At 53.1% G+C, this 12698-nt stretch carries 11 protein-coding genes; 8 read left to right on the forward strand and 3 right to left on the reverse strand.

What is annotated here, in order from left to right:
* The first annotated feature begins 12 nt into the window (after window positions 1-12).
* On the forward strand, window positions 13-1311 hold the full coding sequence (gene eno / locus NMD08_RS05535) for a phosphopyruvate hydratase (RefSeq protein ID WP_151218248.1): 1299 nt from the start codon (window positions 13-15) through the stop codon (window positions 1309-1311).
* A 55-nt stretch (window positions 1312-1366) separates the two neighbouring features.
* On the opposite strand, the gene NMD08_RS05540 is transcribed toward eno, so the two are convergent.
* A complete protein-coding gene (locus tag NMD08_RS05540; protein ID WP_151218247.1) occupies window positions 1367-2191 on the reverse strand; it encodes a MurR/RpiR family transcriptional regulator in 825 nt (274 codons plus the stop codon).
* 166 nt (window positions 2192-2357) lie between these two features.
* Here NMD08_RS05540 and NMD08_RS05545 point away from each other — a divergent pair, with 166 nt between their 5' ends.
* The 3 genes from NMD08_RS05545 to queE all read left to right on the forward strand — a co-directional run bounded on the left by NMD08_RS05545 (window position 2358) and on the right by queE (window position 5346).
* Window positions 2358-3914, forward strand: a complete 1557-nt coding sequence (locus tag NMD08_RS05545) for a maltose/glucose-specific PTS transporter subunit IIC (RefSeq protein ID WP_151218246.1) — start codon at window positions 2358-2360, stop codon at window positions 3912-3914.
* The gene (locus NMD08_RS05550) at window positions 3914-4603 is read left to right on the forward strand and encodes an N-acetylmannosamine-6-phosphate 2-epimerase (RefSeq protein ID WP_370619700.1); all 690 of its coding nucleotides are present in this window, start codon (window positions 3914-3916) and stop codon (window positions 4601-4603) included. The genes NMD08_RS05545 and NMD08_RS05550 overlap by 1 nt, the downstream gene beginning before the upstream one ends.
* Window positions 4604-4674: 71 nt before the next feature.
* Window positions 4675-5346: a 7-carboxy-7-deazaguanine synthase QueE gene (gene queE / locus NMD08_RS05555; protein ID WP_187253124.1), complete on the forward strand. Its 672-nt coding sequence runs from the start codon at window positions 4675-4677 to the stop codon at window positions 5344-5346.
* Window positions 5347-5442: 96 nt separating this feature from the next.
* On the opposite strand, the gene queD is transcribed toward queE, so the two are convergent.
* Window positions 5443-5805 carry a 6-carboxytetrahydropterin synthase QueD gene (queD, locus tag NMD08_RS05560; RefSeq protein ID WP_151218235.1) on the reverse strand — a complete coding sequence of 121 codons (363 nt, stop codon included), beginning with the start codon at window positions 5803-5805 and terminating at the stop codon, window positions 5443-5445.
* Between the two features lie 305 nt (window positions 5806-6110).
* Between queD and cysJ the strand changes: the two genes are divergently transcribed.
* The 3 genes from cysJ (at window position 6111) to cysH (ending at window position 10438) form a co-directional block, all read left to right on the forward strand.
* Window positions 6111-7910 carry an NADPH-dependent assimilatory sulfite reductase flavoprotein subunit gene (gene cysJ, locus NMD08_RS05565; RefSeq protein ID WP_370619702.1) on the forward strand — a complete coding sequence of 600 codons (1800 nt, stop codon included), beginning with the start codon at window positions 6111-6113 and terminating at the stop codon, window positions 7908-7910.
* Entirely contained in the window at window positions 7910-9622 is a 1713-nt protein-coding gene (gene cysI, locus NMD08_RS05570; protein WP_151218234.1) for an assimilatory sulfite reductase (NADPH) hemoprotein subunit, read from the forward strand. Before cysJ ends, cysI begins: the two co-directional genes overlap by 1 nt.
* Before the next feature lie 81 nt (window positions 9623-9703).
* Window positions 9704-10438, forward strand: a complete 735-nt coding sequence (gene cysH / locus NMD08_RS05575; RefSeq protein WP_370619704.1) for a phosphoadenosine phosphosulfate reductase — start codon at window positions 9704-9706, stop codon at window positions 10436-10438.
* 44 nt (window positions 10439-10482) lie between these two features.
* Here cysH and NMD08_RS05580 read toward each other — a convergent pair whose 3' ends face one another.
* Complete coding sequence (locus NMD08_RS05580; RefSeq protein WP_151218232.1) at window positions 10483-11526, reverse strand: aminopeptidase; 1044 nt, start codon at window positions 11524-11526, stop codon at window positions 10483-10485.
* A 254-nt stretch (window positions 11527-11780) separates the two neighbouring features.
* Between NMD08_RS05580 and cysD the strand changes: the two genes are divergently transcribed.
* Complete coding sequence (gene cysD, locus NMD08_RS05585) at window positions 11781-12689, forward strand: sulfate adenylyltransferase subunit CysD (RefSeq protein ID WP_151218231.1); 909 nt, start codon at window positions 11781-11783, stop codon at window positions 12687-12689.
* The last annotated feature ends 9 nt before the right edge of the window (window positions 12690-12698 follow it).

Consider the following 12698-nt stretch of genomic DNA (forward strand, 5'->3'; position numbering starts at 1 on the left):
GAGGAAAATCTAATGTCCAAAATCGTTAAAATCATCGGTCGTGAAATCATCGACTCCCGTGGTAACCCGACTGTTGAAGCCGAAGTACACCTGGAAGGTGGTTTCGTTGGTATGGCAGCAGCTCCGTCAGGTGCTTCTACTGGTTCCCGCGAAGCACTGGAACTGCGCGATGGCGACAAATCCCGTTTCATGGGTAAAGGCGTACTGAAAGCTGTTGCAGCTGTGAATGGCCCGATTGCTCAGGCTCTGCTGGGTAAAGATGCTAAAGATCAGGCTGGCATCGACAAGATCATGATCGATCTGGACGGTACTGAAAACAAATCCAACTTCGGTGCAAACGCCATCCTGGCTGTTTCTCTGGCTGCTGCTAAAGCTGCTGCCGCCGCTAAAGGCCTGCCGCTGTATGCTCACATCGCTGAACTGAACGGCACTCCGGGCAAATACTCCATGCCGGTTCCGATGATGAACATCATCAACGGTGGTGAGCACGCTGACAACAACGTCGACATCCAGGAATTCATGATTCAGCCTGTTGGCGCTAAAACCCTGAAAGAAGCTGTACGTATGGGTTCTGAAGTGTTCCACAACCTGGCTAAAGTTCTGAAAGCCAAAGGTATGAACACTGCAGTGGGTGACGAAGGCGGCTATGCGCCGAACCTGGGTTCCAACGCTGAAGCTCTGTCCGTAATCGCTGAAGCGGTTAAAGCAGCTGGCTACGAGCTGGGCAAAGACATCACTCTGGCGATGGACTGTGCAGCGTCTGAATTCTACAAAGACGGTAAATACGTTCTGGCTGGCGAAGGCAACAAAGCGTTCACCTCTGAAGAATTCACCCACTTCCTGGAAGAACTGACCAAACAGTACCCGATCGTGTCCATCGAAGATGGTCTGGACGAGTCTGACTGGGATGGTTTCGCATACCAGACTAAAGTACTGGGCGACAAAATCCAGCTGGTTGGTGACGACCTGTTCGTAACCAACACCAAGATCCTGAAAGAAGGCATCGAAAAAGGCATCGTTAACTCCATCTTGATCAAATTCAACCAGATCGGTTCTCTGACCGAAACTCTGGCTGCGATCAAAATGGCGAAAGACGCTGGCTACACCGCTGTCATCTCTCACCGTTCTGGCGAAACTGAAGACGCTACCATCGCTGACCTGGCTGTTGGTACCGCTGCAGGCCAGATCAAAACCGGTTCTATGAGCCGTTCTGACCGCGTTGCTAAGTACAACCAGCTGATTCGTATCGAAGAAGCTCTGGGTGAACAAGCACCGTACAACGGTCGTAAAGAGATCAAAGGTCAGGCTTAATCCTGTTCTTTAGCTCTTAACGTAAAAACCCGCTGCGGCGGGTTTTTTTATGTCTTTAAAGCAGTAGCGGTAAGGTCGCGCTGGCGGTTTGCTGGCTCACATCACTGTACTTTTCATCCAGCGCAATCAGCGATGTGGTGAGCAGTTCTACCAACAGCATTACTCCCACTTTGGCGTTTAGCGCGCCAGCACTCAATGGACCTTCTGGTTTGGCTGCGACCAGTTGAATATCGCTCAGCGAGGCCAGCGGACTGCGTGGCGTATTACTCAGTGCCAGCACGCGCACGCCTTGCTTACGCGCCAGTTTTACGACGTGCAGCAGATCGCGGGTAGAGCCAGAACTGGATATCGCTACCACGAGCGTGTTTTTGCTAAGCGTAGTGGCATTCATGGCTGCGCGGTGCATGTCGCTGAACAGTTGCGCGGGTTTGCCCAGACGCAGGAGCTTGTAATGTAAATACTCCCCCAGAATGGCGCTGGCAGCCACGCCATAAATCTGTACCGACTGAGCCTGATGTAGCGCCAGAGCAGCAGCTTCCAGTAATGTCCTGTCGAGTAATTTTGCTGTGTCCTGCAGCGCTTGTACGGATTCATTGACTACATTGTCAATTTCATCACCGCTGTGCTCTACCGGCTGTTCTTGCTGGAGATCGAGCGCGAGCGCCATCTTAAATTCGTTGTAACCCTTACACCCCAGCGTACGGCACAGGCGCGTAACGCTTGCCTCGCTGGTATCGCTTTCGCGCGCCAGTTCGGTAATCGTCAGGTAGACAACTTTTGCCGGATCGCTGAGCACGAACTCACCCAGCTTTTGCTGTGTTCGGCTATATCCATCAACGCTCTGGCGCAATCTCAGCAGCAGGTTTTCATTTTCTGACATGCAAAATCCTTAATGCGTTTCTCTGCTGATAGTGTGGCGGAAAGCAGGGGAGAGATGCCAGTCATTTTAAAAAAGTATGATCGGCTTCCTGGTTTTTGATGGTAATTTTCATTTTTAAAAATAAATATGGTAAAAATTTTCATCATTAATCGGGAGAGATGAAAAAATGATGCAAATGTTTAGCGGCGCCTCATCAGGGGCATGGTTTGAAAAAGCGCAACGGTTTGGCAAATCGTTCATGCTGCCGATTGCGGTATTGCCCGCTGCCGGATTGTTGTTAGGGATTGGTGGTGCGCTGTCGAATCCAAATACATTAACGGCTTATCCGTTTTTGGATGTCGACTGGTTGCAGGCAATCTTCACAATCATGACCAGTGCCGGTTCCATTGTGTTTGCCAATCTGTCGGTGCTCTTTGCGGTGGGTGTCGCGGTGGGGCTGGCGAAGACAGATAAAGGCACTGCCGGGCTCGCGGCGTTGCTGGCATTTCTGGTGATGAATGCCACCATCAACGCCTTATTGACGCTTAACGGAACGCTGGCACACGAGAATCCAGGTGCCGTAGGCCAGGGGATGACGTTGGGTATTCAGACGCTGGAAACGGGCGTATTTGGTGGGGTGGTGATTGGGCTTGTCACCTGCGCGCTGCATAGCCGTTTCAATAAAGTCTCGCTGCCTCAGTTTCTTGGTTTCTTCAGCGGTTCACGCTTTGTACCGATTATTAGCTCCCTTGCTGCGATAGTCGTGGGTGCCGTCATGACGGTGGTCTGGCCGCATTTCCAGAAACTCATTTTTGGACTGGGTGGTCTGGTGGATGCGACCGGTTATCTGGGTACATTACTTTACGGCTTCATCCTGCGTATGCTTGGCCCACTGGGGTTACACCATATCTTTTATTTGCCGTTCTGGACTACAGCGCTTGGCGGGAGTGAAATCGTCAACGGCCAGTTGGTTGAAGGTACGCAGCGAATTTTCTTTGCCCAACTTGCCGATCCGAATACGCAGCAGTTCTATGCGGGTACCTCGCGCTTTATGTCCGGGCGCTTTATCACTATGATGTTCGGCCTGCTTGGCGCATGTCTTGCGATGTACCATACTGCAAAACCAGAGAACAGAAAGCTTGTCGCTGGACTATTGCTGTCAGCGGCGCTGACCTCTTTCCTGACAGGGATCACTGAGCCTATCGAGTTCTCCTTCCTGTTTGTCGCCCCCGTGTTATACGTCATTCATGCCTTTTTCGATGGTCTGGCGTTTATGATGGCGCATATTTTACATATCACCATCGGGCAAACCTTTTCGGGTGGGCTTATCGATTTCCTACTCTTTGGCGTACTACAGGGGGAAGCTAAAACCAACTGGATGTACGTCCCCATGGTGGGGATCCCGTGGTTCTTCCTTTACTACTTCACCTTCCGCTATTTGATTAACCGCTTTAACTGGCTGACGCCTGGCCGTGAAAACGTAACCCCGATTGAATCCGGTCTGCCGCAAACTGAACGCGCAGCGGCAGTCATCGCCGGGCTGGGAGGCAAAGAGAATCTGGAAGAGGTGGACTGTTGCGCCACGCGCTTACGTGTGACGGTGAAAGAGAGCAGCAAGGTAGATGAAGCTGCGCTGAAAGCGACTGGAGCGCGTGGTGTAATTATTCGCGGCAACGGTGTTCAGGTGATTTATGGCCCGCATGTCACCATCATTAAAAACGAAGTCGAAGAGATCTTATCGTAATGAAAACTGTACTGGATTCCCTGAAAGGTAAATTAATCGTCTCCTGCCAGGCGCTGGAAAATGAGCCCCTGCACAGTTCGTTTATTATGTCGCGTATGGCGCTGGCGGCAGCGCAGGGCGGCGCGGTAGGTATTCGCGCGAACAGCGTGGTGGATATTCGCGCGATCAAAGAGAGCGTCTCCCTGCCGGTGATTGGGATTATCAAGCGCGATTATCCGGGCAGTGATGTGTTTATCACGGCCACGCTCCAGGAAGTGGACGAGCTGATGACCGTTGAGCCGGAGATTATTGCTCTGGATGCGACAGCTCGCCCGCGCCCAGGTGGACAAACGCTGGAAGAATTAGTTATGCAAATCCGCGCTCGCTACCCGTCTGTGCTACTGATGGCGGATATCGCCACAATAGACGAGGCTGCGACAGCCGAACGTTTGGGTTTTGACTGCGTCGGCACCACGCTCTATGGCTATACCGCAGACACTGCCGGGCATGTGCTGGCGGAAAACGACTGCGGTTTTTTGCGTGAGGTATTGGCGGCGGTCAGCGTGCCTGTCGTGGCAGAAGGAAACGTCGATACTCCGGAACGTGCCGCACGATGCCTGGCGTTAGGCGCCCATACCGTAGTGGTTGGGGGGGCTATCACGCGTCCGCAGCAGATAACGGCGCGCTTTGTCGCGGCGATCGCCTCGTAAAGCATCGATGGGGCATGATACTTTGGCGGGGATCTGCGATAATTATCGTTTATCCCCATATTGAGAGCGCTATGCAGTACCCGATTAACGAGATGTTCCAGACCCTGCAAGGTGAGGGTTACTTTACCGGCGTCCCCGCCATTTTTATTCGTTTACAGGGATGCCCGGTTGGCTGTGCCTGGTGCGATACCAAACACACCTGGGATAAGCTTGAGGATCGGGAAGTTTCCCTGTACAGCATCCTGGCTAAGACCAAAGAGAGCGATAAATGGGGGGCGGCGAGCAGTGAAGATCTGCTGGCGGTCATTCAGCGCCAGGGCTATACCGCCCGTCATGTGGTGATAACCGGTGGTGAGCCCTGCATTCATGACCTGATGCCGCTGACTGATCTGCTGGAAAAGAACGGCTTTAGTTGCCAGATTGAAACCAGCGGTACCCACGAAGTGCGCTGTACGCCGAATACCTGGGTGACTGTATCACCGAAGGTAAATATGCGTGGCGGCTATGATGTGCTGTCACAGGCGCTGGAGCGCGCGAATGAAATCAAACATCCGGTTGGTCGCGTTCGCGATATTGAAGCGCTGGATGAACTGTTGGCAACGTTGAGCGACGACAAACCGCGCATCATTGCCTTGCAGCCAATCAGTCAGAAAGAAGATGCGACGCGTTTATGTATTGAAACCTGTATTGCGCGCAACTGGCGTCTGTCGATGCAGACTCATAAGTATCTGAATATAGCCTGATAATTCTGCCGGGGGATTTCACTTACCCGGCCACAGTTTGCTGGTCATTACAGACCGAATAAGACCGCGATGCGTCCCTATCCGGTAATACTACAATCACTCGCCGCGATACACGCAGCCCGCTGTGCAGGTCTCTTTCACCATTACGGCACTCAGCAGAGGGACAATCGGTTTAACCTGATCCCAAATCCATTTTGCCAGCACTTCACTGGTTGGGTTTTCTAGGCCAGGAATATCGTTCAGATAATAGTGATCGAGTCTGTCGTAGGTCGGCTTAAACGCCGCTTTTAATTCAGAAAAATCCATGATCCAACCGGTATGCGGATCGACTTCACCGGTAATTTCAAGACGCACCATAAATGAGTGACCATGCAGGCGACCACATTTATGCCCTTCTGGTACATGTGGCAGGCGATGAGCGGCTTCGAAGGTGAAATCTTTAAACAAGGTGGTGGACATTTTTTACTCTCAAGAATGCGAAAAACCGCCGTAGGGTACCGTAAAGTACAATTTTTATCATTAGTTAAAAGGGCGCTAAGCATCAGAACGCTATATTTACGCTGTTAATGTTTAATAACTTTTTAAATATCATATAGTTATCAAATCGTTTTTGTCGTTAATGACTATAACTAAAACAGGTTAGTCCATTTGGTTATTTGTTATTTCTATCCCTTCTTTAATTGTTACTATCCCCGCCGTTAACCTTATCTTCAGTTTGGGTTTTATTGCTGAAATCCGCTTTGCTTACTGGAACATGACAACGCATGACGACACAGGCCCCACCTTCCGCTTTGCTACCGCTAAACCCGGAGCAACTGGCACGCCTTCAGGCAGCCACGACTGACTTCACTCCCGCACAGCTCGCGTGGGTTTCTGGCTATTTCTGGGGCGTGCTGAATCAGCAGCCAGGCAGCAATGCGGTGGCACCAGCGCCTGCCGCTCAAATTCCTGGTATTACGCTTATCTCCGCCTCGCAAACCGGTAATGCGCGTCGAGTGGCGGAAGCCCTGCGTGATGATCTTATCGCTGCGAAGCTCAATGTCACTCTGATCAACGCTGGCGACTATAAATTCAAACAAATCGCCAATGAAAAACTGCTGATCGTGGTGGCATCGACGCAAGGGGAAGGTGAACCGGCGGAAGAAGCCGTGGCGTTGCATAAATATCTGTTCTCGAAAAAAGCGCCGAAGCTTGAGAACACTGCTTTTGCCGTGTTTGGTTTGGGCGATACCTCCTATGAATTCTTCTGCCAGGCCGGTAAAGATTTCGACAGTAAACTGGCTGAACTGGGCGGTGAGCGTCTGCTGGATCGGGTGGATGCTGATGTCGAATACCAGGTCGCTGCCGCGCAGTGGCGCGAGCGTCTGGTTGAGGTTCTGAAAGCGCGTGCGCCGGCTGTACCGTCTGTGCAAGTTGCGGCGAGCGGTGCGGTAAACGAAGTTCAAACCAGCCCGTATACCAAAGAAGCGCCGCTGGCGGCGTCACTTGCGGTGAATCAGAAAATCACCGGTCGCGACTCACTAAAAGATGTGCGCCATATCGAAATCGATCTCGGCGATTCCGGTCTGCGCTATCAGCCCGGCGACGCGCTGGGCGTGTGGTATCAGAACGATCCCGCGCTGGTCAAAGAGCTGGTTGAACTGCTGTGGCTGAAGGGCGATGAACCGGTAACGGTTAATGGCAAAACGCTGCCTCTGGCCGAAGCGTTGCAGTGGCATTTCGAGCTGACGGTCAACACTGCAAATATCGTGGAAAACTACGCCACGCTGACGCGCAGTGAGTCGCTGCTGCCGCTGGTGGGCGATAAAACGCAATTGCAGCATTACGCCGCGACCACGCCAATCGTTGATATGATGCGTTTCTCCCCGGCACAACTGGACGCTCAGACGTTAGTTGATCTTTTGCGCCCGCTGACCCCGCGTTTGTACTCCATTGCTTCCTCCCAGGCGGAAGTCGAAAGTGAAGTGCATGTGACTGTCGGCGTAGTGCGTTACGACATTGAGGGGCGCGCCCGCGCTGGCGGTGCCTCCAGCTTCCTCGCCGACCGCGTGGAAGAAGAAGGTGAAGTTCGCGTGTTCATTGAACACAACGACAACTTCCGTTTGCCGGCAAACCCGCAGACACCGGTGATTATGATTGGCCCGGGTACGGGAATTGCACCGTTCCGCGCCTTTATGCAGCAACGTGCGGCCGATGGCGCGGAAGGTAAAAACTGGTTGTTCTTCGGCAACCCGCATTTCACCGAAGATTTCCTCTACCAGGTTGAATGGCAGCGCTACGTCAAAGAGGGCGTGTTGAGCCGGATCGATCTCGCCTGGTCTCGCGATCAAAAAGAAAAAATCTACGTACAAGACAAACTGCGCGAACAGGGCGCGGAACTGTGGCGCTGGATTAACGACGGTGCCCACATTTATGTCTGCGGCGACGCCAATCGCATGGCGAAAGACGTTGAGCAGGCGTTGCTGGAAGTGATTGCTGAATTCGGTGCAATGGATATCGAAGCGGCGGATGAATTTTTAAGTGAGCTGCGCATTGAGCGCCGTTATCAGCGAGATGTCTACTAATGAGCGAAAAACACCCAGGGCCTTTGGTGGTCGAAGGCAAACTGACTGACGCCGAGCGCATGAAGCGTGAAAGTAATTTCCTGCGCGGCACCATCGCGGAAGATCTCAACGACGGTCTCACCGGCGGTTTCCACGGCGATAACTTCCTGCTGATCCGTTTCCACGGTATGTACCAGCAGGACGACCGCGATATTCGTGCCGAACGTGCCGAGCAGAAGCTGGAGCCGCGCCACGCGATGCTACTGCGCTGCCGTTTGCCGGGCGGGGTGATCACTCCAACCCAGTGGAAAGCCATCGACAAATTTGCCGCGGATAACACCATTTACGGCAGCATCCGTCTGACTAACCGTCAGACCTTCCAGTTTCACGGCATTCTGAAGAAGAACGTCAAGCCGGTGCATCAGATGCTGCATTCGGTCGGGCTGGACGCACTGGCGACCGCCAACGACATGAACCGTAACGTGCTGTGCACCTCTAACCCATATGAGTCGCAGCTGCATGCGGAAGCCTACGAGTGGGCGAAGAAAATTTCTGAACATCTGCTGCCGCGCACGCGCGCCTATGCGGAGATCTGGCTCGATCAGGAAAAAGTTGCTACTACCGATGAAGAACCGATCCTCGGGGCGACCTATCTGCCGCGTAAGTTTAAAACCACGGTGGTGATCCCGCCGCAGAACGATATCGATCTGCACGCCAACGACATGAACTTCGTGGCGATTGCCGAAAACGGCAAGCTGGTAGGCTTTAACCTGCTGGTCGGCGGCGGTCTCTCAATCGAGCACGGCAACAAGAAAACCTATGCCCGCACCGCGAGCGAATTCGGCTTCCTGCCGCTGGAGCACACCCTGGCGGTGGCAGAAGCGGTGGTCACGACTCAGCGCGATTGGGGTAACCGTACCGACCGTAAAAACGCTAAAACCAAATACACCCTTGAGCGCGTCGGCGTCGATACCTTCAAGGAAGAAGTTGAGCGTCGCGCGGGGATCAAATTTGAGCCGATCCGCCCGTACGAGTTCACTGGCCGCGGCGATCGCATCGGTTGGGTGAAAGGGATCGACAATAACTGGCACCTGACGTTGTTTATTGAAAATGGCCGTATTCTGGATTATCCAGGCCGTCCGCTGAAAACGGGGCTGCTGGAGATCGCGAAGATCCACAAAGGCGATTTCCGCATCACTGCCAACCAGAACTTGATCATCGCTGGCGTACCGGAAAGCCAGAAGACGAAGGTAGAGAAGCTGGCGCGCGATCATGGACTGATGAATGCGGTAAAACCGCAGCGTGAAAACTCGATGGCCTGCGTGTCGTTCCCGACTTGTCCGCTGGCGATGGCCGAAGCCGAACGCTTCCTGCCATCGTTCACGGATAAAGTGGAAGCGATTCTGGAAAAACACGGCATTCCCGACGAGCATATCGTGATGCGCGTTACCGGTTGTCCGAACGGCTGCGGTCGCGCGATGCTGGCAGAACTGGGGCTGGTGGGGAAAGCGCCGGGTCGCTATAACCTGCATCTGGGCGGTAACCGTATCGGCACACGTATTCCGCGTATGTTCCGCGAGAACATCACCGAGCCGGAAATTCTTGATTCCATCGATGAGCTTGTCGGGCGCTGGGCGAAAGAGCGCGAAGCGGGTGAAGGCTTCGGTGACTTTACGGTGCGTGCGGGCATTATTCGCCCGGTGCTCGATCCAGCGCGGGATTTCTGGGAATAATGTGAATTGCCGGATGGCGCGCTTATCAGACCTACAGACCTGCTACGCGCGCCATTTGGCAAGGCAAACAGCGAGGAACTTATGTCCAAACTCGATCTCAACGCGTTGAACGACCTGCCAAAAGTCGAGCGCGTGCTGGCGCTGGCCGAAACCAACGCCGAACTGGAAAAACTGAGTGCCGAGGATCGCGTGGCGTGGGCGCTGGATAACCTGCCAGGTGAATATGTGCTGTCATCAAGCTTCGGTATTCAGGCAGCAGTGAGTCTGCATCTGGTGAATCAGATCCGCCCGGATATCCCGGTGATCCTGACCGATACCGGCTACCTGTTCCCTGAAACCTACCAGTTTATTGACGAGTTAACGGACAAACTCAAACTGAATCTCCAGGTTTATCGCGCGAAAGAGAGCGCCGCCTGGCAGGAAGCACGTTACGGTAAGCTGTGGGAACAGGGCGTTGAAGGCATTGAAAAATACAATGACATCAACAAAGTCGAGCCGATGAACCGGGCGCTACAGGAACTCGACGCGCAAACCTGGTTTGCTGGTTTGCGTCGCGAACAGTCCGGCAGTCGTGCGCATTTGCCGGTGTTGGCTATTCAGCGTGGCGTGTTTAAAGTGCTGCCGATTATCGACTGGGACAACCGTACGGTTTACCAGTATCTGCAAAAGCACTGCCTGAAATACCATCCGCTGTGGGACCAGGGCTATCTGTCAGTCGGCGATACGCATACCACCCGCAAATGGGAGCCGGGAATGGCGGAAGAAGAGACGCGGTTCTTTGGGCTCAAGCGCGAGTGCGGGCTGCACGAAGGGTGACAGCTAGCAGCCCGGTAACGTTTACATATTACCGGACTGCTTCTTCAGGATTTATCTGCTTTCGCCAGTTCTTTTACCAGCGGCAGCATAATGCGTACCACGTCGCGGCTACGGCGCTCTATCCGGCCCGGTAAGGCTTTATCGATATGCTGCTGGTTATCCAGTCGCACATCATGCCAGCTGTTGCCAGCCGGGAACGAGGCGCTTTTGGCGCGCTGTTGGTAGCCATCTTTCTTGCCCAGGCTCCAGTTAGTCGCTTCAACGGAGAGCACGGCAATACCCGCGTCGTCGAAGACTTCCGAATCGTTACAACATCCTGTTCCCTTCGGATAGTCTTTGTTCAGGCCCGGATTGGTACTGGCTACAATCCCGCGACTATGCGCGATAGCCAGCGCCCGGTCGCGCGTCAGTTTTCGAACTGCTTCCGGGGTTTTCTTACCGCTGTTGAAATAGAGTTTATCCCCGACGATCAAATTATCGAGGTTAATCACCAGCAGCGTGTTTTTCTTCTCGGCGGCACTCATTCGTTTCAGAATGTTTTCTGCGCCGAGTTTGCCTTCTTCCTCGCCGCTGGTGGCAATAAATCGGATGCCGTACTGCGTCGGCACGTCTTTGAGTTTTTCCGCCAGTTCCAGCATTACGCCAACGCCTGCAGCGTTGTCGTCGATACCTTGCAGGGTTAACCCACCCAGATTGGCATCTGAATCGGCGTCGCTTTGTGCAGCGTAGGTGTCGAGATGCGCCATGATAATAATCTGCTGCGGCGCTTTACCTTCATGTGCTGCAATAACGGTGCTTCCCGTTACGTTATGCCAGTTTTTACGGTTATTTTTGGCGGTATAAACATAACGGCTATTAAACGTCCGAATATCACTGCTGTAGCCCATCTGCTGGAATTGCTGACGTATATAATCAGCAGATAACATTTCAGCCGGAGATCCCGTCACGCGGCCCGGGAAAAACGTTGCGATATATCGAGCCTGGGTATTTGCGATATCTCCAGGTTTGGAGGATGTTGCCTGTGCTGGAAGGATAAAACACGCGCCGAGCGCCATGGCAGCAATAAGGTGGCGCGTTGCGGAAAACATAATGAGTCCTTAAATACCAAGCAGAAATTTTCAGCCGCTAGTATGAAACTGTGATCGAGGTAAAACAATTTCATTTGCTCCTAAATGCCCGAAATCCGGTAGCTTAAGCACTTTTTGATATTTGCTTTTCCGGATCGTTATTCCTTTGAGGAACTACTCATTCCAATTCGTAATTTCATTCGCCCTCTTGCCCTCCCTATAGTCAGGTTATCTGAGCATCGTTAGCAAAATAACGGCATTACATAGGAACGGTTATGGATCAAAAACGACTTACCCACCTGCGGCAACTGGAAGCGGAAAGCATCCATATCATTCGTGAGGTGGCCGCCGAGTTTTCTAATCCGGTGATGATGTATTCCATCGGCAAAGATTCCAGCGTAATGCTGCATCTGGCGCGTAAAGCGTTTTATCCTGGCACGCTGCCGTTTCCTTTGCTGCACGTTGATACCGGCTGGAAATTCAGCGAGATGTACGAATTTCGTGACCGTACGGCGAAAGCCTATGGCTGCGAACTGCTGGTGCATAAAAACCCGGAAGGGGTGGCGATGGGCATCAACCCGTTTGTCCACGGTAGCGCCAAACATACCGACATTATGAAAACCGAGGGGTTGAAGCAGGCGCTGAACAAATACGGTTTTGACGCCGCGTTCGGTGGCGCTCGCCGTGACGAAGAGAAATCGCGCGCTAAAGAACGCATCTATTCTTTCCGCGATCGTTTTCATCGCTGGGACCCGAAAAACCAGCGTCCGGAACTGTGGCACAACTACAACGGACAAATTAATAAAGGTGAAAGTATTCGCGTATTCCCGCTCTCCAACTGGACCGAACAGGATATCTGGCAGTACATCTGGCTGGAAAACATCGACATCGTACCGCTGTACCTGGCGGCGGAGCGTCCGGTGCTGGAACGCGACGGCATGTTGATGATGATTGATGACGACAGAATCGATCTGCAACCTGGGGAAGTGATTAAAAAACGCATGGTACGTTTTCGCACGCTCGGCTGCTGGCCGCTGACGGGGGCGGTGGAGTCGCATGCGCAGACGCTGCCGGAAATTATCGAAGAGATGCTGGTCTCAACCACCAGTGAACGTCAGGGCCGCGTGATTGACCGCGACCAGGCGGGCTCCATGGAGCTGAAGAAACGTCAGGGGTATTTCTAAGGAGCCGCC

This window comes from Citrobacter meridianamericanus (assembly GCF_041320245.1).
GTDB classification, from domain to species: domain Bacteria; phylum Pseudomonadota; class Gammaproteobacteria; order Enterobacterales; family Enterobacteriaceae; genus Citrobacter; species Citrobacter meridianamericanus.